Here is a 20,840-nt window from a genome sequence, read left to right on the forward strand (position 1 = left end):
TTTTGCATATTGCCTGCATAAAATGCAATTAAGGACAAACCCGGCCGCGCAATGACACAAGGCCCCATTGGAGACAGACCATGCCCCCCATCCGTACCCTGGCCGCCGCCGCGGCCTTGGCGCTTGCCGCGTCAACCCCGATCCATGCCGCCGACCTGCCGGCCAACCGCCCGATCACCCTGATCGTGCCCTTTGCCGCGGGCGGGGGCGTGGACGGTATGGGCCGGCTGCTGGCCGAGCGCCTGCGCAGCGAACTGCCGCAGGGCGTGGTCGTGGAGAACAAGCCGGGCGCCAGCGGCATGTTGGGCGCGACGGCGGTGGTGCGTTCCGCGCCGGACGGCGCCACGCTGCTACTGGGATCGGCCGGCGAGACCGCCATCAACCCGCTCGTCTTCAAGAGCAAGATGCAGTACCAGCCGGAAAAGGACCTGGCGCCTGTCGCGCTGATCGCCCGCGTGCCGAACGTGCTGGTCGCCAATCCCAAGCTGCCGGTGGCTAACGTCGAGCAACTGGTGGCTTATGGCCGCGCCCATCCCGACAAGCTGACGTACGCGACCAGCGGCGTGGGCAACCCGCAGCACCTGAACGGCGAGCTGTTGCAGTCGCTGGCGGGCATCAAGATGGTCCACGTGCCGTACAAGGGCGCGGCGGCGCAACTGGTGGACGTGGCGGCCGGCAGCGTGGATCTGACCTTCGTCAGCCTGGCCGGCGCGTTGCCGTTCATCAAGAGCGGCAAGGTCAAACCGCTGGCGGTCACGTCCGCCAAGCGCGCGTCGTTCGCGCCCGACATTCCCGCGCTGGCCGAGTATGCGCCGCTCAAGGACTATGCGTTGGAAAACTGGTTTGGCGTCTTCGTGCCGGCCAGCACGCCGCCGGAAGTGCAGCAGAAGCTGGCGGCCGCCATCGACCGCAGCCTGAAGGATGAGAAATTCGGGGCCAGCATCCGTGAACTGGGCGGCGAAGTGCAGCCGATGAGCCAGGACGCGTTCCGCGCGTTCATCAAGGCGCAGACGGCGGTGTTTGCCAAGGTCGTGGCCGACGGCAACATCACGGCGGAAAACTGAAAACGGATTGTGCCGGGTGGCGGGTCGGCCCGGGGGGCAGTTCGTGGGCGGGCGTTCGCGGCGGCGTGCACAGCGCTGCTGCCCGCTACGGCGCGTTGTGCAGCATCAGGTCAAGGCCCACGCGTTCGCCGCTGCGCACACGGCTGACGGCCTGGCGTTCCGTGACGCGGTAGATCCCCTGCGAGCCCGACACGGGGCGGTGCGACGTCGCGATCACCACCCCATCGCCCAGGCCCAACGGCAGCACCATCGGGCGCGACTGCATGCGCGGGCGCTGCTCGGTCATGACAAGTTCGCCGCCCGTGAAATCCACGCGGGGCTCGGACAGCAGCACGATCAGCCGCAGCGGAAACACGCAGGCGCCGTCGGCATGCTGCAGCAGCGGCTGGTAGCCGGGTGCGGGCAGGCGCTGGATCGTGGACAGGCTGCGCGATTGATCAGAAAGGCGGTTTTGCTGGAGGTAGGCGGGCAGATCGTCGGGGTAGGAGACATCCACGTCCAATGCGCTTGCCCAGGCGCGCGCCACCGGTAGCAGGCGCGCGTAGAGATCGGCGCGCAGGCTGGCCAGCGGCGCCGGCAAGGGATCGGGCAGGACTTGCAGCGCTGCCAGCGCGCGTGCGTCAGCGGGCGCATAGAGCGCGGGCAGGCGCGCCCAGCCCTGCGCGTCCAGGTCCTGCGCGATGCGTATCCAGTCGTATTGGCCGAGCGGCCGGGAGGCGGGCGTGGTCATGGTCCGGGGCGCGTCATGGAAGGGATCGTGATCTTGGGCGTGGTCAATTTCATCGTCTTGCGCGTGGCAATCGCCCTGGCGGCCAGGCGTTACCCGCCGCCGGCACGAATCCACAGCTTAGCCAGTCCGGCGCGCCCGGGCACTCCGCCGCTTGCTGTCCGCGGGGCCGCTCCAGCCGGCGGTCAGTTGCCGTGCAGTATGCTTACCGGCTTCATCGACACTCCCCCCGCTGCCCGCAATGACTGATTTTCCCTTTGACGCCGTGCTGTTCGACTGCGACGGTGTCCTGGTCGATTCCGAACCCATCACCAGCCGCGTGCTGACCGAGATGCTCAATGAATTGGGCTGGGGCATCACGCACGCCGAGACAATGCAGATCTTTACCGGGAAGGCGGTCAAGGACGAACTGCCGCTGATCGAGGCGCGCACCGGCGCCACGATCGATCAGGCATGGTTCGACCAGTTCCGCCAGCGCCGCAACGACGCGCTGGACCGCGATCTCCTGGAAATCCCCGGCGCGCCCGACGCCGTGCGCGCCTTGCACGAAGCGCTGGATGGGCGCATTGCCGTGGCATCGGGCGCGGACCGACGCAAGGTCGAGCTGCAACTGGCCAAGGTGGGCATCGCCGACTGCTTCGACGGGCGCGTCTTCAGCGGCCACGAGATGCCGCGCAGCAAGCCGTTTCCGGACGTGTATCTGGCGGCCGCGCAGGCGCTGGGCGTGGACCCGAAGCGTTGCGCAATCGTCGAGGACACGGTCACCGGCGCAACGGCAGGCGTGGCCGCCGGCGCCACCGTATTCGGCTACAGCCCCGGCGAACTCGGCCACAGCGGCGCGCAGGCGCTGCGCAACGTGGGCGTGTCGCACGTGTTCACCGATATGCGCGAGTTGCCGGCGCTGCTGGCGGGCTGGCGGGCGCAAGCTGCCTGAGGCGCTGGCGCGCGATTGCCGATCGATGTGCCGGCAGGCGGCGGGCGCCTGACGCGCATCCGCCGCGCCGGGCATCAACGCCCGTGCGTGGCGTACTGTTCGCCGCCATCCAGGTCGATCACGGTTCCGCTCAGATAACCCGCGCGCGGCGAGGCGCCGAAGACGATCATGTCGGCCACCTCGCCCGGTTCCATCAGCCGCCCGAACGGTAGATCCGACAGAGTTTCCTGCCAGCGCGATTCATCGCCCCAGCGCGCCTGCGCGCGTTGCCGAGCCAGCGTCAGCACGCGATCGGTGCGCGTGCGCGACGGATTGACGCCGAACACCCGCACCCCGTGGCGCGGTGATTCGCCGCCCAGCGCCCGGGTGAACGCAATGAGGGAGGCGTTGGCCGCCGCGCCGCAGATGTAATCGGCGCGCGGCGCCGAGCCCGCCATGCCGATGATGTTGGCAATGACGCCCGACCCCGCGTCGCGCATCGCCGGATAGTAGTGGCGCGCCAGGCTGATGTAGCCGTGCACCTTCAACTCCCAGCCCGCGCGCCAGCGTTCGTCCTGAACCTGATCCAGCGCGCCGCCCGGCACGGCGCCGGCATTGTTCACCAGGATGTCGACGGGCCCCGTTTCCTTGCACAGGCGCTCGGCCGCGCCGGGTTGCGCCAGATCCAGCGTCACCGCGCCGGCCTGCCGCCCCGTCTGCTCGCGGATCGCCGCCGTGGCGTCATGCAGCGCCGCATCGTCACGCGCAACCAATATTGGCTCGGCGCCTTCCCGCGCAAACGCGATGGCGCACGCCAGGCCGATGCCCTTGGAGGCGCCCGTGATGAGGACGCGTTTACCCGCCAGCTGCAAATCCATGTAGCGCTCCTGTCGATGCGCGCCGGTCGGCGCGGCCTTGCAGACGTTGTAAACCGGATGCGCGGCGCTGTGGGATCCAGGGCTGAAATTTCGAAGACCCGAAGGTGCGCCGCGTCCGCGCGCCGCCTGCTATGCTCGGTTTCTCCTCGGATCCAAGGACTCGTCGATGTCGCAAATCTGGCTGGAAATCTGGACTGCAGTGCGTACTGAATTTGCCGATATTCCCGATGTGGCGGAGGCAACACGCATTGTGCTGCGTTTAAGCATGGCCGTCCTGCTGGGCGGCCTGTTGGGTTACGAACGGGAACGCAGAGGCAAGGACGCCGGGCTGCGCACGCACATGCTGGTGGCGCTGGGCGCGGCCATTTTCGTGCTGGTGCCGTTGCAGGGCGGCATGGAGGTCGGAGACCTGAGCCGCGTGCTGCAAGGCGTGATCGCGGGCATCGGCTTTCTGGGGGCGGGCGCCATCATCAAGCTGGGCGCCGAGCGCGAAATCCACGGCCTCACCACCTCGGCCAGCATCTGGATGACCGCCGCCATTGGCGTGGCCGCCGGCATGGGCCGCGAGGCCACCGCCGTGGTCAGCACCCTGATGGCGCTGTTTGTGCTGGCCGTGCTGCGCCGCGTCGAGGCGCGCATTTCCGCAAGCCAGGAAAAGCGCGTGATCTCGACGGACGACAAGGGATCGCCGTAGACACCGGAAGCGGATCCGCCCGGCGCAGTCTTGCCGGGCTGCCCGCTAATTGCCGCCCGCTAATTACCGCCCGATACCTCGATGAACGAGCCGCTGGTATAGCCAGCCTCGTCCGAAAACAGCCACATCACCGCCCCGGCCACTTCTTCCACGGTGCCGCCGCGCCGCAGCGGGATGACGCTTTTCAGCCGGTCGACGCGGCCCGGCTCGCCGCCGCTGGCATGCATCTCGGTGTAGATCGTGCCGGGGCGCACGCCGTTCACGCGGATGCCTTCGGGAGCGACTTCCTTGGACAGCCCGATGGTCAGCGTGTCCATCGCGCCCTTGGACGCGGCGTAGTCCACGTACTCGTTGGGCGATCCCAGCCGCGCCGCGGCCGACGACACATTGACGATGGCGCCGCCCTGGCCGCCGTGGCGCGGCGACATCCGCCGCACGGCTTCGCGTGCGCACAGGAATGCGCCGACCACGTTGGTGGACAACACCCGGTGCAGCCGGGCGGCATCCATGTCCTCGACGCGCATCTGCTTTTCCAGGATGCCGGCGTTGTTGACCAGCGCGTCGATGCGACCCAGGCGCTCGTCCAGCGTGTGGAACATGCGCAGCACCTGGTCCTCCTGGGCGACATCCGCCTGAATCGCGACGGCCTTGCCGCCGTCTCGGGTGATCTCGTCCACGACCGCCTCTGCGGCATCGGCATTGGCGTGGTAATTGACGCCGACCGCGTACCCGCGGCGGGCGGCCAGCTTGGCGATGGCAGCCCCGATGCCGCGGCTGCCGCCGGTGACAAGCATGACTTTGGACATGGTTTCCTCCTGTGGTGGCATCACTGTTGGGCCACACGTTAGCAAACGCCGGCGATCAGATCCATACGTCGTTGGGCGCACGGCGCGGCCCGCCTTCGTCGCCGGTGTTCGCGACGCCGCGCGGCTCGATCAGCATGAGCTGCACTTCCTGCGGCGCACAGGGCTTGTGCTCCACGCCCTTGGGGATCACGGTCATTTCACCGGGACCCAGCGCGATCTCGCCGTCACGCAGCGCGATCCGCAGATGGCCCGCGATGACGATGAACGTCTCGTCCGTGTCGGCGTGCGAATGCCAGACAAAATCGCCTTTCAGCTTGACGAGCTTGAACTGGTAGTCGTTCATCTCGGCAATGACCTTGGGCATCCAGTGGTCGTGGATCAGGGCCAGCTTGGCGGCCAGATTGATGGAAGCAGGGAGGGACATGGCGGGCTCGTGGGGATGGAAAGCCCCACGATACGGCGGCGCCGGGCGTGCCGTCTTGTACGATCGAGCAGCTTTTGCCGATGCCCGCCGGGGCCGCGCGTCAGCCGTTCAGCATCCGCCGCCAGCGGTCGGGCGCCATGCCGTAGGCCTGCACATGGCGGCGCGTAAGGTGACTTTGATCGGTGAAGCCCGCGTCGGCGGCGGCCTGCGCCAGCGGCGTGCCCACCGCGATCAGCCGGCGCGCCAGGTCCAGGCGCCGCAGCATCACGTAGCGGTATGGGCTGGTGCCGAACAGCACGCGGAAATCGCGCGACAGGCTCCAGCGATCCGTGCCCGCCGCGCGCGCCAGGTCGTCCAGCAGAATCGGCTGGTCCAACGATGCATGGATGAACTGCCGGGCGCGTTCGGCAGCGGCGTAATCGGGCGCGCGCCGGCCGGTTCTGCGGCCCGCGGCGGCGCACAGCGCGTGCGCCAGTTCAAACAGCGCGTCGTCTTCCTGTAGCGGATCGATGTCCTGGCCCGTGGCCTGGAGCAGCGCGCCGCTGGCCGCGTACAGCCGCGGATCGGCGCTGATGCCGTCGCGGATGAACGGCAGCGGCCGGCCGCCCAGGATCTGCTGGATCAGCGCCGGCTCTACGTAGATCATCCGGTAATGAAAGCCCGCGTCGGTGCCGGCCTGGCCGTCATGCGCTTCGTCGGGATGCAGCACGATGGTGCCGCCCGGCAGGCTGTGCTGCATGCCGCGCCGGTAATGAAAACTCTGCACGCCGGCGAGCGTCCGGCCGATGGCGTAGGTGTCGTGGCGGTGCATGTCGTAGCCATGCCCGCCGAAGTACGCTTCGATGCGTTCCACGCGGCTGGACGGCGCGGCGCGCCGGATCCAGTCCTTGCGGGTCGCATCGACGGTCATGAGCAGACCCCGCGGCTACGCCGGCTGCTTTAACTGGACCAGCACGAACTCGTTGCCGTACAGGTCGATGAAGTGGGCGTACGCAGCGGTCTCTTCCTGTACGGGCTCGCGCGTGAAGCGCACGCCCTTGGCCGAGAAGTGCGCATGATCGCGCAGCACGTCGTCCGTGTAGAACACGCCGACGGGCTGGCCGCCCGTCTGGTCGCCCACGCGATCGCGCTGGGCCTGCGTCTGGGCCTGCAGCAGCCACATGCCCACCGAGGGCTGATCGTGCAGACGCAGATGCACATAGCGCTGCTGGCCGACAGGCATGTCGACAGACACCTCCATCCCGAGCTTGTCCCGGTAGAAGGCGATGGCGGTGTCGTAGTCGTTCACCAGCAGGACGAGACGGCCCAGCGTGTGCATATCAGGACTCTCTTCAAATGGATCGTGCGGCCATGCTAACCCACCAGGAAGTCTTTGACCTCAGTCGGCGGCGTCGGCCTCGCGCAGCAGGCGCATGCCGACCAGCGGATAGCGCGTTTCCTGCGTGTTCCAGTTGCGGTACGACGAGCGCGTGTACAGCGCCCACGTATGCCACGAGCCGCCGCGCCGCACGCGCACGTTGCCGGCTTCCGGACCCTGCGGATCATCAGTCGGGGAGTGGGCGTAGTAGTCCTCGCCGTACCAGTCCGCGACCCATTCCCATGCGTTGCCGTGCATGTCGTACAGGCCGAACGCGTTGGGCGCGTAGCTGGCGACCGGGGCGGTGAAGGTGTTGCCGTCGTGGCGCGGCGAGGCAAAGGCCTGCCACTTCGGCCACAGCGGGCTGGCGTCGGCATCGAAACCGTTGCCCACGTCAGGCATCGCGGCCGGGTCGTCGCCGTTCTGGTAGCGCGTGCGCGTGCCGGCCCGGCAGGCGTATTCCCATTCGGCTTCGGTGGGCAGGCGGTACACGCGGCCTTCCGTCCTGGTCAGCCATTGCGCCAGCGCCTGCGCGTCGTTCCAGCTGATGTTCACCACCGGGTGATCGTCGCCCTGCACAAATCCCGGGTTGCGCCAGGAATACCGTCGGTCGCGGCCTTCGAAGGCGTCGCCCGACGCGGACGTTTCCGGATCGTAGGCGGCGTTGTAGCCGTAGCCGCCGGTGCCGTCGGCTTCGGACTCCGGCACGTAGCCGGACGCTTCGATGAAGCGCCGGAACTGGCCCACGGTGACTTCCGTGCGCTCCAGGTAGAACGGCCGCGTGATGCGAACGGCATGCACCGGCGCTTCGTCAAAGAGCTGGGCGTAGCGGTCAGGCGGATAGTGCGGATACGCGGCGGCCAGCGTGTCGGCCCCTTCGTCGCTGCCCATCTGGAACGTGCCCGCCGGGACACGCACGAAGGTCATACCCAGCGAGTTCTCGACGATGTCGGGCGGCGTGGCCGCCTGGACGGACGCGCAGGTCAGGGTGCAGAGCAGGGCGAAGGCAGTGCGGGTACGCATGGCAGTCCGACGGGTTGGGCCAGAGGGGTGCGCAATAGTAGGTCCGCTGCGCGGCCGCCGCCAGACATGGTGAACCCTCATGTTGGACGGACGCGTCGGCGGAAACGGGAGGGCCGGACCGCCGGAGCTTCTGACCGCCGGACCGCTGGCGGACCCCGAAGGCTGCATCGTGGACTGCCGCCCGCTCAGCTTTCCCCCGTCCGCGCATCCAGCCATTGCCGCGGTGACGCGCCCAGCTTCTGGCTGAAGATGCGCGACAGGGCCGACGCGTTCGCGTAGCCCAGTTCGGCGGCGATCGTCTTGACGGCGATGCCTTCCCGCAAGCGCGACTGCGCCAGCGTCAGGCGCCAGTCGGCCAGGTAGTCCGCCGGCGGCTGGCCGACCACGTGCTTGAACGCGGCGGCGAAGGCGCTGCGCGACATGCCTGCACGGCCGGCCAGCGCCGCCAGCGTCCAGGCCGCGCCGGGCTGCTCGTGCATGGCGACCAGCGCGCGCGCCAGGCGCGGCTCGGCAAGACCCGTCATCAACCCGATCTGTATGCCGGCCTCGGCAGGATGGTCGATCAGCCAGCGCAACAGCTGGATCAACACCACCTCAAACAGGCGGTCCGCCAGCAGCCGCTGCCCGCATCGCACCTGTTCGGTTTCGGCGAACAGCAACGCCAGCGCCTGCGCCAGTCCGTCAACACGCGCCAGCGGCAGCGCGATCAGCGGCGGCAGCGCGCGCACCAGCGGATGGTGGTCGCCGCCTTCGAAGTGCACCGTGGCGCAGGTGAAATCCGAGCCGTCCTCGGGCGGGTTGTGGAATTCATGGTGCACCGGGCGTGCGTAGAACAGCAGCGTCGGCTCGGCCACGCGCAGCCGGCGGGGCAGACCGCTGCCGGCCCGATGCGCGACCTCCATGTCGCCGCGCCGCAGCACATGCAGGAAGGCGCGCCCGGGTTCGGGCGCGAACCGGTTCAGACCGCACAGCGGGCCGGCATGGAACAGGTGCGCCCGCACGCGGAACCGGTCGAGCAGGGCGGACAGACGGTCGAGCGAGGGTGTCATGGCGTCTTGGACGAATAGATATGAATCGTGGACGATAGGTGCCCAATATTACTCCTGACCCGCCCATACTGGCGCAAAGGCAGCAGGAAACCAACCGGCGCCTTTCCCACAACGACTGAATCAACCTCACTGAAAGGAAACATCATGTCCCGCGTTCAACTTATCGACTCCTCCGTTGCTCCCGCTGCCAGCAAGGCGCTGCTTGACCAGATCCACGGCGCGTTCGGCGCGACGCCCAACATGTTCCGCGCGGTCGCGAACTCGCCCGCCGCCCTGAAAAGCATGTGGGGTGCGTTCGGCGCCCTGGGCGGCGGCGTGCTGCCCCCGCAACTGACGGAAAAGATCGCCGTCGCCGTCGCGGACCGTAACCGCTGCGAATACTGCCTGGCCGCGCACACCGCGCTGGGCCGCAAGGCTGGCGCCACTGCCGAACAGATGGCGGCCGCCCAGGCCGGCCACGCCGACGATCCGCAGACGGCCGCGGCGCTGGATTTCGCGCTGAAGCTGGTGCGCCAGCACGGCCAGGTGGCCGACACCGACGTGGCGGCGGTGCGCGCGGCCGGCTTCAATCACGAGCAGATCGTCGAGATCCTGGCGCATGTGGCGTTGAACCTGTTCACCAACTACGTGAACGTGGCGTTCGACGTGCCGGTGGATTTTCCGCGTGTGCAGTTGCGCGCGGCGTGAGCGGTCCGAGGCCAACCTGGGCAACCCAGGCGGCCTTGGCAACGCGCGGCCCGCGCTGTCTCCACGGCCCGGGCCGCCGGGTTCCACAGGGGCGCCGGCAGCGGCCGCGCGCCCCTATCCCGCCTTGCGTATCGTGAAGTTGATGCGCTGGCTGCCCAGCCGCGGATGCGGCAGGTCCTTCAGCGGCATCACGCCGTGGAACCGCAGGCGGTCCACGCCTCCCCACACCACGACATCCCCATGAAACAGCGGCACCCGCGCCGCGCGGTCCGCTCGATCGTCTCCCCCGAAGAGAAACATCGCCGGCATGCCCAGCGACACCGACACGATGGGCGCGTTGAAATCGCGCTCGTTGCGGTCCTGGTGCAGCGACAGACGCGAGCCGGGTTCGTAGCGGTTGACCAGGCACGCATCCGGCGCAAAATCCGGAAAGCCGGCTTCCCGCGCCGCGTCCTGCGCCAACTGCCTGAAGGCCTGCGGCATCGCCGGCCAGGGCTGCCCGGACACGGGGTCGATGCGGCTGTAGCGATAGCCGCGGGCGTCCGTCGTCCAACCCAAGTCGCCGCAGTTCGTCAACGCCACCGACATCGTGTACCCGCCGGGCGTCTCCATGTGCCGGAAAGGCGCCTGCGCGGTCACGTCGTCCACGCCGGCCAGCAGCGCGTCAACGGTTGGCAGCGCAAAGCCGCGCAACAACACGGATTGCGGGCCGATGGTCACGCGGCCATGCTGGGCGGGATCGTCGCCGCCGAATAGGTCCAGGGTCATGTCACACCGCGTCGTGAAAAATGATGCCTAGCGTGTGGCGGCGCCCCGACCGCAGCTCGCTCACGCCGTGGCGCATGGCCACCTTGCGCCACCCGCGCACGCCGGGAACCGGGCGCTGGTTCACCGTGAAGATCAGCGCATCTCCTTGCTTCAGGGGCAGCACGTCGGCGCGCTGCTCTCGGCTGCCGGTTTCCGTCATGACGAATTCACCGCCTGTGAAGTCCACGTCCGGCGTGGACAACAGCACCGCCACCTGCAACGGAAACACGTGTTCGCCGTACAGGTCCTGGTGCAGGCAGTTGTAGTCGCCCGGCCCGTACTGCAGGATCAATGGCGTCGGCCGGCGCTGGCCGGCCGCGTGGCACCGCGCAAGAAAATCCGCGTGATCTGCGGGGTACTGCACGCCGATGCCCATTTGCCGGTTCCACCGGTTGGCGATGGGCGCCAGTTGGGTATAAAGCGCGTCGCGCAGGCGGGCAAGCAGTTCAGGCAAGGGATAGCGGAAATACTTGTATTCGCCGCGGCCGAATCCGTGGCGCGCCATCACGATACGGCTTCGGTAGCGATCATCGAGGTCGTAGGCGTCCGACAGCCCGGTGCATTGCGCAGGCGTCAGCAAGGCGGGCAGGATGGCGTTGCCGTGCGCGTCGAGGTCGGCAACGGCGCGGTTCCAGTCCTGCTGCGCGAGCAGGGCGTCGGCGGGCGTGGTGGTCATGGTCGTTGAATGGAAAACTGCTGCGGCAGAATTACTGCGGCAAATTTACGGCGGCAGATTCACTGCGGAAAATCGCTGCGTCCAGTCTACGCCTTGCGAAATGAACGGCCACTCCGCTTGTTGCGGATTCCGATGGACCGGGTCGCGTTTGACCGGGTCGCGTTTGACCGGGTCGCGTTCGACTTCCACCCCTACAACAACGGCTCCAGCGGCAACAGCGACGCCACCCACACGGTCGCGCGTTGCAACACGCTGGCGCCGGGCTCGCGGTCGTGGCGCACCGTGTGGCCGTCGCGCTCTTCCAGCCAGTAGAGCTTGCCCATCTCATCCAGCATGACGCGGTATGCGGTGCGGGGCAGTTCTTCCTCGAAGGCCTCTTCGACGCCGTGTGCCAGCGCCGGGCTGTCGATCACAAATCCCAGCTCGGTATTCAATCGCGCCGACCGGGGGTCGAAGTTGAACGACCCGACGAAAACGCGCTCGCCATCCACCGCGAAGGTCTTGGCGTGCAGGCTGGAGCCCGAACTGCCGAAGGGACCCATGCTCTTGTTGCGCTCGACGCCTTGCGCCGCGCGCTTCATTTCGTAGAGTTCGACGCCGGCGGCCAGCAAGTCCTTGCGGCGCTTGGCGTAACCCGAATGCACCACCGCCACGTCGGTGGCTTCCAGCGCGTTGGTCAGCACCCGGACCTTGACGCCATTGCGCGCCATCTTGGCAAACGCCTGCGTGCCGGCGGCGGTGGGCACGAAGTAGGGCGACACCAGCAGCAGTTCCTTTGCCGGCTCGCCCACAATCTCGTGCAGTTGGTGCGGCAGCATCGCCTCGCGCGGCGCGGTGCCCAGCGTCTTGCGCGGATCGTCGCTGACCATTTGGGTGCTCGCCCAGATCAGGGGCAGTTCGCCGCCAAGCAATTGCCGGATGAAGGGCAGGTCGCGCATCGCCTGCGCATAGGCCGCGGCCTCGGGCGACTGTTCGACGGCGGCGGCGTCCGCCTCCAGTTCTTCCAGTTCGTTGGACGCAGCCTTTCGGACGATGCCTTCCACCGGATAGGCGGAATCGCTGCGCCAGTAGCGGTCGAAGTCGCCCGACACGTCGCTGACGGCGGCGCCGATGGCCAGCACGTCCATGTCCCTGAACAGCACGCCGTCGGTGGCGCCAAAGTACTCGTCGCCGATGTTGCGGCCGCCCACGATGGTGGCCTGGTTGTCGGCGGTGAATGACTTGTTGTGCATCCGGCGGTTCAGCCGGTTGAAGTCCGTCAGGTAACCAAGCGGCTTGGGCCAGCGCAGCGTGAAAGGGTTGTAGAGCCGCACCTCGATGTTCGGATGCCCGTCCAGCGCGGACAGCGTCCGGTCCAGTCCCGACGTGCCGTTGTCGTCCAGCAGCAGGCGCACGCGAACGCCCCGGTCGGCGGCCTCGTGCAGCGCCTCGAACAGCATGATGCCCGTCATGTCGTCGTGCCAGATGTAGTACTGCACGTCCAGACTGCGTTCGGCCGCACGCGCCAGCATCATGCGCGCGGCAAAGGCGTCCAGGGGATCGGCGAGGGCGTGGATGCCGGACTTGCCGGGATGCGCGGCGGCCAGTGGGGCGATCGCCCGGCCCAACGGCGTTGCGCCGGCTTCCTCATCGGTAAGTCCCTGCGACACGCTGCGCTTGTCCAGCGAGGGAAGGGAACAACCGGAGGTCAACGCGCAAAAGATGGTCATGTAGAGGTGTCTGCCCAAGTGCATGACCGCTATTGTGCCGAATCCGGCGCGGGTCGCTCGTAGTGTCCGGCGGGCGAACGGATTGCGCATCGGGGAAACCACGCGGTCGACATGTTTTCATATATGGAATAAATTCCCGAATATGGAAAAAGCAATCACCGCCGCCGCCGATGCCGGGCTGGACCTTCGTCTGGCCGCCCGGCTAAAAACCCTGCGCCAGGACCGGGGCTGGTCACTGGACGATCTGGCCGGCCGCGCCGGCATCAGCCGCGCCACGCTTTCCCGCCTTGAAAATGGCGAGGTCAGTCCCACCGCCAGCGTGCTGGGCAAGCTTTGCGCCGCCCATGGCATGACGATGTCGCGCCTCATGCTGATGGTCGAAGACGACTTTGCCGCCCATGTGCCCGAGGCCGCGCAGGCGGTGTGGGTGGATGACAGCGTGGGTTTCCGCCGCCGCTCGGTGTCGCCGCCGTCGCAGCGCCTGGCGGGCGAGGTGCTGGCCTGCGAACTGGCCGCCGATGCCCGCATTAGTTATGACCAATCGCCACGGCCCGGTCTTGAACACCATCTGCTGATGCTGGACGGCGAGCTGTCCGTCACGGCCGACGGCCACACGCATCGCCTGCTGCCGGGCGACTGCCTGCGCTACCAGCTATTCGGCGCCAGCGCCTTCGTCACCCCGCCGCACAGTGGCGCCCGCTACCTGCTTTTCATCGTGTGAGCCTGCCATGACCCCTGCAAACCTTGAATTGACGTTGCTGACGGCCGACGCCGCCGCGGCCGCCGTCCCCGAGCTGGCCACCTTGCTGCACGCGTGCGTGCAGGGCGGGGCCAGCGTCAGCTTCGTGCTGCCGTACACGCATGACGACGCGCAGGCGTTCTGGCGCGGCAAGGTGCTGCCGGGCGTCGAAAGCGGGGCGGTGAAGTTGTGGGTGGCGCGCGTGGACGGGCGGGTTGCCGGATCCGTGCAACTGGACGTCGACACGCCGCCGAACCAGCCGCACCGCGCCGAGGTGCGCAAGCTGCTGGTGCATCCGGATTTTCGCCGCCAGGGCATCGCGCGCCGGCTGATGCACGAGGTCGAGGACATGGCGCGCCGCCTGCATCGCAGCCTGCTCACGCTGGACACGCGCACGGGAGATTCGGCCGAGCCGCTGTACGCGTCGCTGGGCTATCAGACGGTGGGGGTGATTCCGGGATTTGCGCGCGATCCGCTCGACCCGGCCAAGGTGGACGGAACGACGATCATGTACAAGCCGCTATGACCGGCGTTCCGCGCGGGGCGATCAGGCCAGCGGCTTGATGCCCACGCTGTAGGGCGGCGCATTGCCGCGCGCGGCGGCCTTGATCTTCAGCATGGACCCGCCGGGCGTGTACTCGAAGTCCTGATAGGGGACTTCGAACCATTGGTGAAAGCTGGTGCGCGAGAACTCGGGCACCCACACCTTTGCCCGTTTGGCGTCGCAGTGGAATTCCACCAGCGTGCGGTCGATGCCCAGCGGGCGGGTATTGCCGATGCGGTAGCTGACGCGCAGCTCGGCGCGTGCGACGCGGCCGGGCTGCCAGGTCAGGCCGATGGATTCCATGAAGTGTTCGATCGCTTCAATGCCGCGATGCATAGCTGACTCCGAAAGCAGCGGGGAAAGAAAGCCCCGCAATGACCCGCCGCGCGTGGCGGCGGCAAACAGACGGATTATCCGCCATATCGCATTGCCGTAGAAATAGGCAGGTTTCACGCAAGATCCTGCCTGTACGCCCGTGCACGCGATTCTTACTATCCTGTCCAGGGCCGCGCCGGCCGTGGCTCTGCGGAGCGCGGGGGCATCGGCCGGGCAGCCAGGCATCTTGCCGGCAGCCGCAAGCAAGGGAAGGGAATCGTATGAATACCGAAAAAATCTGGTTGGTGACGGACGCGTCGGCGGGGCTGGGCGTCACGCTGGTCAAGATGCTGCTGGACCACGGGCACAAGGTCGCGGCCACGTCGGACGATGGCGATGCGTTGCTGGAAGCGGTGGGCGCCAAGCTGGAAGGCCGGTTCCTGCCCCTGACCGTCAACCTGGCCGACGAGCGCGCGGTGCGCCGCGCGGTGGACGCCACGGCGGCGGCCTTTGGCGGCATCGACGTCGTGGTGAATGGCGCCGGGCAGGGCGTGCAAGGCTCGCTCGAGCGGTTGTCGGATGCGCAGTTGCGCGGCACGTTCGATATCCACGTGTTCGGGGTGCTGAACGTCATCCGCGCAGTGATGCCGCGGCTGCGCGCGCAGCGCGGCGGGCATGTGTTCAATATCTCGTCGATTCTGGGTTTCGATGGCCGGGTGCCGGAATGGGGCGCCTACAGCGCCGCCAAGTTTGCCGTCAGCGGGCTGACCGAATCCCTGGCCGCCGAAGCCGCGCCGCTGGGCATCCGAGTGTCGCTTGTCTACCCGGGCGCGATGCGCGCGGGTGATGCGCAAGCATCCCCGGAGCTGGCCGCGCGCGGCGAGCAAGGCTGGGACCAGGGCGGCGATCCGGTCAAGGCGGCGCAGGCGCTGATCCAGGCCGCCGAGGCGCAGTACGCGCCCCTGCATCTGTTCCTGGGCCGCGATTCCTTCGATCAGGCGCGCAGCAAGATCCAGTCGGTGCAACAGGAACTGGCGCGTTGGCGCGAGATGTCCGTGTCGATCGGCGCTGTCGACGGAAGACGGCTGGCCGCTTGAGGCCTACAGCGCGCCAGCCGCATCGGGTGAGCAGCCCGCAGACCGTTGAGGCGCGCAGCCGCTAGCCGCCCAGCAACCCGCGCCCGGCCTGGTAGGCGCCCAGCAGCGCCAGGCTGACCATGAAGCACAGCTTGAACGTGCGCGCGGAAAGCCGGCCGCGCAGCCGTTGCCCCAAAGCCATGCCGGCCAGCGCCGGCAGCAACATCAGCAGCGACGCGCTGGCGGCGCCGGCCGTGTAGCCGCCGTTCAGCCACAGTCCCGCAGCCAGCGCCACGGTCGACACCGTGAACGAAATACCCATGGCCTGGATGAGCGCATCCTTGTCCAGTTTCAGGGCTTGCAGATAGGGCACGGCCGGGATGACGAAGACGCCGGTGGCGGCCGTGATCACCCCGGTCACCGCGCCGGCCGCGATGCCGATCCATTGTTCATGCCGTGGCTGCACCGTAGGCGGCGAGCCAAACAGTCCCCAGCCGGCATAAGCCACCAGCGCCAGCCCCAGGAAGATGCCGGCCCATTCGCCGGAGGGCGGACCCAGCCACAGCGCGCCCGCCACCGTGCCCGCGCAGACGCCGGCCTGCATGCCGGCGATCCGCCGCAGGACCGCGCGCAATGTGACCCACGGCAGCGCCTGCCACAGGTTGGTGATGAGCGACGGCACGATGAGCAGCGCCGCCGCCTGCGCGGGCGCCATCACCAGCGCCAGCAATGCCATCGAAATGGTGGGCAGACCCAGCCCGACCACGCCCTTGACCACGCCGGCCAGGACGAAGACCGTCACAACAGCCGCGAGCAATACGGGATCGAAAAGATTCATGCGGGCTCGCAATGCGCGGTCAGCGCGTCCTTGGGACGGCCGAACAGGGCGAAAGCCACATCCTGCGACGGTCCCTCGTTCTGACGGGCGGCGCGCAGCAGCCATGCGCGTCCCTCGCACAGGTCGGCGGGCAGCGACGGGCCGTACAACGCCGGACCGCCGAGCAGCACCATGCCCAGCATCCGTTGCGCGGGCGGGTGGTCCGCGCGCGCGGCGGCGCGCAGCCACGTCAGCATTGCGCCATGGTCGCCCTGCGTCTGCGCTTCCAATGCCAGTGCGTACTGCTGGGCGGGGGTGAGGGGGCCGCCAAGTCCGGCCTGCGCTTCGGCTACGCCTGAGGCGTGCAGCGCCAGTGCGACCAAGGCCAGCGCCGGCCAGCGCGCGGTCCGGGTGCGCAACGTTCCAGTGTTCATGATTTCTGCCTGTTTGGGTGGGTATGGACGCATTCTCACGCTCGCGCCCGACCGCGCCTATCGGGATCTGGCTTACCCAGACTATGGCTGTGCCTGAGGCTGGCGTGCTACGCTTTTTTTCATGCGCTTTGACCTGACCGACCTGCGCCTTTTCCTGAACGTGCACGAAACCGGCTCCATCACGGCGGGCGCGGGGCGGTCGCACATGACGTTGGCGTCGGCCAGCGAGCGCATCCGGGGCATGGAAGACGCGCTGGGCGTACCGCTGCTGGTGCGCGAGCCGCGCGGCGTGCAGGCGACGCCCGCCGGGCGCACGCTGGTCCATCACGCACGGCTGGTGCTGGGCCAGATCGACCGCATGCGCGGCGAGCTGGATCATTACGGCGCCGGGCTGAAAGGCCATGTGCGTGTGCTGTGCAACACCACGGCGCTCAGCGAATACCTGCCGCCCGTGCTGGGGGCGTTTCTCAAGGACCATCCGCATATTTCCGTCGACCTCGAAGAGCGCCTGAGCCACGAGATCGCCGACGCGCTGCGGACTGGCGCATGCGACATCGGGGTGCTGGCGGACTCGGCCGATCTGCACGGCCTGCGCACGCGCATCTTCCGCCATGACCCGCTGACGCTGATCGTGCCGCGCAGCCATCCGCTCGCGGCGCTGCAACAGGTGCTGCTGGAGGACGTGGCCGGGTTTGAATTCGTCGGACTGGTGCAGGGCAGCGCGCTGCAGGAGCACATCGCGCATCACGCGCGCCGCAGCGGCAAGGCGCTGTCCTATCGCGTGCGATTGCGCAGTTTCGATGCCGTGTGCCGGATGGTGGGACAGGGGGTCGGCGTGGCGATCGTGCCGCGCGCGGCGGCGGTGCGCTATGGCCGCGCAGCGGGGGTAAGCCGCGTGACGCTGGCGGATCCGTGGGCGGCCCGCGATCTGGTGCTGTGCGTGCGTGATGATCTTCCCGCGTACGCGGCGGATCTGGTGGCGTATGCGCTGCGCGACGCGCCGGCCGGCGATGCGACCGAAGCGCGGTCTGGCGCGCCTGGCCAGAATTCAATTGGCGCTCCCGCCACCGCACCCGCCATCGCGCCCGCCCGCGCTACCGCGCGAACAGCCGGCGCCCCGGCAGGTGGCCGCGGTCGAACCACGAACCCGACGCGACGGCGGCCAGGATGATCAGGCCGTAAATGCACATCGCCACGGCGGCGATCACGAAGAACACTGTCAGCGAACCGGTCATGTGCAGCGCGACGCCGCCTGCGCCGATGCCGATCAGCAGCCGCAGAAACCCCGCCATCAACGGCCACTTCAGCCTTCCGGCGCCCTGCGATGCGAAGTACAGCGAAAAGCCCAGCGCAAAGAACCCATACACCGGACCCACAATGCGCAGATAACCGGCGCCGGCCTCCAGCATGTGATCCTGCGCGCCGAACAGGCGCAGCCACGCTTCGGGGAAAAACGCCGCGGTCAGCCCGATCGCCTCCGCCAGCACGAACGCCATCGCCCCGCCCGTCAAGGCGATGCGCATGGCGCGCTCCGGTTGGCCCGCGCCGATGTTCGAGCCGACCATCGCCACCATGGGCGCGCCCAGCCCGAAGGCGATGGGCATCAACAGATATTCCAGCCGCACTGCCACGCCATAGCCTGCCACCGCTGCCTCGCCCGCGTAGGCGCCCACCAGCGCGGCGGTCAGGGCCACCAGCGCGTTGGTCATGAGCGGGTTGATGGTGGCCAGCGCGCCCACGCTGAGGATGTTGCGCATCAGCGTCGCATGCAGCCGGCTGGCGACCAGCCGCGCCGCGTTGCGTCCGCTGGCGCAATAGGCGCCCAGGATCAGCGTGCCCACGGCGTAATAGATCACCAGCGCCCAGCCGCCGCCCGCCACGCCCAGCGCGGGGAAGGGGCCCCATCCGAAGATCAGGCATGGCGACAGGGGAATCAGCAGGAGCGCGCCGCCGCAGATGACCGCGCCCGGCACCAGCATGTTGCCGGTGCCGCGGATGGCGCTGGCAAAGGCGTTCATCAGCCACATCAGGACGATGCCGCCGAAGATCACATTGGAATACGCCAGCGCGGCGTCGAGCGCTTCGCCTTCGGCGCCCAGCGCGCGGTACAGCGCCGGACCGAAGGCCAGCAACAACACGCAGAAGGCCAGACCCAGCAAGGCGTTCAGCACGACCGCATGCAGCACGAGCTGATCGGCCTCCTGTTGCCGTCCGCCGCCCAGCGCGCGCGCGACCGCGGCGGAAATCCCGCCACCCATCGCGCCCTGCGACATGTTCTGCATCAGCATCAGCACCGGCACGACGAGCGCCACGCCGGCCAGCACCGGCGTGCCCAACCGCGCCAGAAACCAGGTCTCGATCAGACCGGTGGATGACTGCGCCAGCATCATGAGGATGTTGGGCCACGCCAGCCGCGCCAGCGTGGGCGCGATGGGGCCATGCAGCATGGCTTGCAAGCGCGCATTGGCGGGGCGTGGCGGAGCGGTCGCTGGCATGGGGAAGGCCGGTGGACGTGATCGGCAAAATTTACGTGCATATGCCAATAACTGTCAATATCGGGCTGGACGTGAACCCGCGCGGGCGGTAGCGTTATGTCCTTGCCCGCCGATTTTCCTTCCTTGGTCGCGATGTCCGACGCCCCGCTCCTCGGCTCTGCCGTTCCTCCGGATCCGCTTGTCTGTAACGGCGCTGCGCTGCGCAAGGCGACGCGTCGCGTGTCCCAGCTCTATGACACCGTGCTCGCGCCCTGCGGGCTGAAGGTGTCGCAGCATTCGATCCTGGTGCACATTGCCCGCGCGGGTTCGCCGTCGATGACCGACCTGGCCCGCGCGATGGTGCTGGACCGGTCCGCGCTGGCCCACAACCTCAAGCCCTTGCAGCGCGATGGGTACGTGCAGATGATGCGCGACCCGCTGGATGGCCGCAGCCGCCGGGTGGAGTTGACCGAGACCGGCCGCGCCAAGCTGGCGGAATCCCGCCGCTTGTGGAAGGACGCACAGAACCGTTTCGAGGCCGCGTACGGCGCCGAGCGCGCCGCGGCATTGCGCCACGCGCTTGCCGATATCTTTTCGGATGAGTTCGCACTGGCGTTCAGCCGTGGCTAGGCGCCCCCGGCTAGGCGCCCCCAGCTAGGCGCCCCCAGCCTCTTTCGAAGCGCCGGAACTGCTGCGCCGCGTTCCGCCCAGCACGAGGACAGCGCTCAGCACGCAACCCATGCCGGCCACCTTCTGGACCGATAGCGGTTCGCCCAGCAGGCCGGCGGCCAGCATCACCGCCGACAATGGCGCAAGCGCCGTGAACAGCGCCGCTTCCGAGCCGGGCACGCGCGCCGAGCCCGCATACCAGAGCAGAAAGCCGCCCACCGTGGGCACCAGCGCGTAATACGCGACCGCCGCGACCGCGTCCGGCGTGAAGGCCAGCGTCCAAGGCGCCTCAATCAGGCTGGCCGCCGCCGAGAACACCAGGCCGAACGCCGCCATCACCGTCGACAGCGCGAGCGGCGCGACCGGCGTGCGCAGGCGCTTGTTCAGCAGGATGAAGAGTCCTTCGCACGCGACCGCGCCAACGATCAGCGCGTTGCCCGCCAGCGAGCCTTGCGCATCCCGTTCGGCCACATCGCCCGACATCAGCCACACGCCAAACGCCGCCAGCGCGATCGCGGCCAGGGCAGGCTTGCCCGGCCGCTCGCCCAACAGCAGGACGGCGATGGCGGCGGTGACAAGCGGCAGTGTCCCGAGGAGGATCCCACCGTCCACCGCCGAGGTGCGTTGCAGTCCCGCGATGAGCAGGGTCGTGTACCCCACGCTGCCCGCGACGGCCTGCACCGTCAGCAGCAGCCAGTCGTGCCCGTTCAGCCGGGGCAGGCGCGCGCCCGACAGCGCCATCAGCAGCGCGAAGCAGGGCAGCGCGATGGCAAAGCGCAGTGCGGTTGCCGTGAAGGGCGGCAGATCCGCGCCAATGATCTTGCTGGCGGTCACCGTGCTGCCGACCAGCACCATGGCCGTCGACAGATAGAGATATCCGACCCGCTGTTTGCTGATGACCATCGCGCGCCTTTCCAGTGGAAAAGCTCAAGGTACGTTTGGGCGCTGCGCCGGTCTT

24 protein-coding genes and 1 pseudogene are annotated in these 20,840 nt (G+C 68.3%); 9 read left to right on the forward strand and 16 right to left on the reverse strand.

What is annotated here, in order from left to right:
• Positions 1-80: 80 nt before the first annotated feature.
• Positions 81-1,064 (forward strand): Bug family tripartite tricarboxylate transporter substrate binding protein, encoded by a 984-nt coding sequence (locus B3098_RS16375; protein ID WP_286897776.1) that lies wholly within the window; start codon positions 81-83, stop codon positions 1,062-1,064.
• 85 nt (positions 1,065-1,149) lie between these two features.
• Here B3098_RS16375 and B3098_RS16380 read toward each other — a convergent pair whose 3' ends face one another.
• Entirely contained in the window at positions 1,150-1,794 is a 645-nt protein-coding gene (locus tag B3098_RS16380; protein WP_191576143.1) for a 2OG-Fe(II) oxygenase, read from the reverse strand.
• A gap of 238 nt (positions 1,795-2,032) precedes the next feature.
• Here B3098_RS16380 and B3098_RS16385 point away from each other — a divergent pair, with 238 nt between their 5' ends.
• Positions 2,033-2,725 carry an HAD family hydrolase gene (locus tag B3098_RS16385; protein WP_286897780.1) on the forward strand — a complete coding sequence of 231 codons (693 nt, stop codon included), beginning with the start codon at positions 2,033-2,035 and terminating at the stop codon, positions 2,723-2,725.
• Between the two features lie 74 nt (positions 2,726-2,799).
• Here the strand turns inward: B3098_RS16385 and B3098_RS16390 are convergent, their stop codons facing one another.
• Positions 2,800-3,582 carry an SDR family oxidoreductase gene (locus B3098_RS16390; RefSeq protein WP_175184458.1) on the reverse strand — a complete coding sequence of 261 codons (783 nt, stop codon included), beginning with the start codon at positions 3,580-3,582 and terminating at the stop codon, positions 2,800-2,802.
• Between the two features lie 166 nt (positions 3,583-3,748).
• Between B3098_RS16390 and B3098_RS16395 the strand changes: the two genes are divergently transcribed.
• Entirely contained in the window at positions 3,749-4,276 is a 528-nt protein-coding gene (locus B3098_RS16395) for an MgtC/SapB family protein (RefSeq protein WP_175124417.1), read from the forward strand.
• Between the two features lie 59 nt (positions 4,277-4,335).
• Here B3098_RS16395 and B3098_RS16400 read toward each other — a convergent pair whose 3' ends face one another.
• The 6 genes from B3098_RS16400 to B3098_RS16425 form a co-directional block, all read right to left on the reverse strand.
• A complete protein-coding gene (locus B3098_RS16400) occupies positions 4,336-5,082 on the reverse strand; it encodes an SDR family oxidoreductase (protein ID WP_279970854.1) in 747 nt (248 codons plus the stop codon).
• 55 nt (positions 5,083-5,137) lie between these two features.
• Entirely contained in the window at positions 5,138-5,506 is a 369-nt protein-coding gene (locus B3098_RS16405; protein WP_175137687.1) for a cupin domain-containing protein, read from the reverse strand.
• A gap of 100 nt (positions 5,507-5,606) precedes the next feature.
• Positions 5,607-6,416: an AraC family transcriptional regulator gene (locus tag B3098_RS16410; protein WP_286897784.1), complete on the reverse strand. Its 810-nt coding sequence runs from the start codon at positions 6,414-6,416 to the stop codon at positions 5,607-5,609.
• A 15-nt stretch (positions 6,417-6,431) separates the two neighbouring features.
• Positions 6,432-6,824, reverse strand: coding sequence for a VOC family protein (locus B3098_RS16415; RefSeq protein WP_175124421.1), 393 nt, complete (start codon positions 6,822-6,824; stop codon positions 6,432-6,434).
• Positions 6,825-6,884: 60 nt separating this feature from the next.
• The gene (locus tag B3098_RS16420; RefSeq protein WP_286897786.1) at positions 6,885-7,886 is read right to left on the reverse strand and encodes a formylglycine-generating enzyme family protein; all 1,002 of its coding nucleotides are present in this window, start codon (positions 7,884-7,886) and stop codon (positions 6,885-6,887) included.
• A gap of 185 nt (positions 7,887-8,071) precedes the next feature.
• Positions 8,072-8,935: an AraC family transcriptional regulator gene (locus B3098_RS16425; protein WP_286897788.1), complete on the reverse strand. Its 864-nt coding sequence runs from the start codon at positions 8,933-8,935 to the stop codon at positions 8,072-8,074.
• A gap of 144 nt (positions 8,936-9,079) precedes the next feature.
• Here B3098_RS16425 and B3098_RS16430 point away from each other — a divergent pair, with 144 nt between their 5' ends.
• Positions 9,080-9,622 (forward strand): carboxymuconolactone decarboxylase family protein, encoded by a 543-nt coding sequence (locus tag B3098_RS16430; protein ID WP_286897790.1) that lies wholly within the window; start codon positions 9,080-9,082, stop codon positions 9,620-9,622.
• A 114-nt stretch (positions 9,623-9,736) separates the two neighbouring features.
• On the opposite strand, the gene alkB is transcribed toward B3098_RS16430, so the two are convergent.
• The 3 genes from alkB to B3098_RS16445 form a co-directional block, all read right to left on the reverse strand.
• Positions 9,737-10,390 (reverse strand): DNA oxidative demethylase AlkB, encoded by a 654-nt coding sequence (gene alkB, locus B3098_RS16435; RefSeq protein ID WP_286897792.1) that lies wholly within the window; start codon positions 10,388-10,390, stop codon positions 9,737-9,739.
• Position 10,391: 1 nt separating this feature from the next.
• Positions 10,392-11,105, reverse strand: a complete 714-nt coding sequence (locus B3098_RS16440; RefSeq protein WP_279970861.1) for a 2OG-Fe(II) oxygenase — start codon at positions 11,103-11,105, stop codon at positions 10,392-10,394.
• 191 nt (positions 11,106-11,296) lie between these two features.
• Positions 11,297-12,838, reverse strand: coding sequence for a phospholipase D family protein (locus B3098_RS16445; protein ID WP_286897795.1), 1,542 nt, complete (start codon positions 12,836-12,838; stop codon positions 11,297-11,299).
• Between the two features lie 118 nt (positions 12,839-12,956).
• On the opposite strand from B3098_RS16445, the gene B3098_RS16450 reads away from it, so the two are divergent.
• Both B3098_RS16450 and B3098_RS16455 read left to right on the forward strand, forming a co-directional pair.
• Positions 12,957-13,535, forward strand: a complete 579-nt coding sequence (locus B3098_RS16450; RefSeq protein ID WP_286897797.1) for a helix-turn-helix domain-containing protein — start codon at positions 12,957-12,959, stop codon at positions 13,533-13,535.
• 7 nt (positions 13,536-13,542) lie between these two features.
• A complete protein-coding gene (locus B3098_RS16455; protein ID WP_286897799.1) occupies positions 13,543-14,079 on the forward strand; it encodes a GNAT family N-acetyltransferase in 537 nt (178 codons plus the stop codon).
• Positions 14,080-14,100: 21 nt separating this feature from the next.
• On the opposite strand, the gene B3098_RS16460 is transcribed toward B3098_RS16455, so the two are convergent.
• Positions 14,101-14,433, reverse strand: coding sequence for a hypothetical protein (locus B3098_RS16460; RefSeq protein ID WP_056558301.1), 333 nt, complete (start codon positions 14,431-14,433; stop codon positions 14,101-14,103).
• A gap of 260 nt (positions 14,434-14,693) precedes the next feature.
• Here B3098_RS16460 and B3098_RS16465 point away from each other — a divergent pair, with 260 nt between their 5' ends.
• Positions 14,694-15,509: an SDR family NAD(P)-dependent oxidoreductase gene (locus B3098_RS16465; protein ID WP_286897802.1), complete on the forward strand. Its 816-nt coding sequence runs from the start codon at positions 14,694-14,696 to the stop codon at positions 15,507-15,509.
• 61 nt (positions 15,510-15,570) lie between these two features.
• Here B3098_RS16465 and B3098_RS16470 read toward each other — a convergent pair whose 3' ends face one another.
• Positions 15,571-16,326, reverse strand: coding sequence for a sulfite exporter TauE/SafE family protein (locus tag B3098_RS16470; RefSeq protein ID WP_286897804.1), 756 nt, complete (start codon positions 16,324-16,326; stop codon positions 15,571-15,573).
• On the reverse strand, positions 16,323-16,739 hold the full coding sequence (locus B3098_RS16475; protein ID WP_286897805.1) for a sel1 repeat family protein: 417 nt from the start codon (positions 16,737-16,739) through the stop codon (positions 16,323-16,325). Before B3098_RS16475 ends, B3098_RS16470 begins: the two co-directional genes overlap by 4 nt.
• 121 nt (positions 16,740-16,860) lie before the next feature.
• Between B3098_RS16475 and B3098_RS16480 the strand changes: the two are divergent.
• Positions 16,861-17,742: pseudogene (locus tag B3098_RS16480) on the forward strand (LysR family transcriptional regulator); the annotation flags it as partial.
• 91 nt (positions 17,743-17,833) lie between these two features.
• Here the strand turns inward: B3098_RS16480 and B3098_RS16485 are convergent.
• The gene (locus B3098_RS16485) at positions 17,834-19,234 is read right to left on the reverse strand and encodes an MATE family efflux transporter (RefSeq protein WP_286897807.1); all 1,401 of its coding nucleotides are present in this window, start codon (positions 19,232-19,234) and stop codon (positions 17,834-17,836) included.
• Positions 19,235-19,366: 132 nt separating this feature from the next.
• Here B3098_RS16485 and B3098_RS16490 point away from each other — a divergent pair, with 132 nt between their 5' ends.
• Positions 19,367-19,843, forward strand: coding sequence for a MarR family winged helix-turn-helix transcriptional regulator (locus B3098_RS16490; protein WP_279970945.1), 477 nt, complete (start codon positions 19,367-19,369; stop codon positions 19,841-19,843).
• Positions 19,844-19,867: 24 nt separating this feature from the next.
• On the opposite strand, the gene B3098_RS16495 is transcribed toward B3098_RS16490, so the two are convergent.
• Positions 19,868-20,785: a DMT family transporter gene (locus tag B3098_RS16495; RefSeq protein ID WP_286897808.1), complete on the reverse strand. Its 918-nt coding sequence runs from the start codon at positions 20,783-20,785 to the stop codon at positions 19,868-19,870.
• Positions 20,786-20,840: the final 55 nt, after the last annotated feature.

This window comes from Achromobacter sp. UBA2119 (assembly GCF_002331005.1).
Taxonomy (GTDB): Bacteria; Pseudomonadota; Gammaproteobacteria; order Burkholderiales; family Burkholderiaceae_B; genus Achromobacter; species Achromobacter animicus.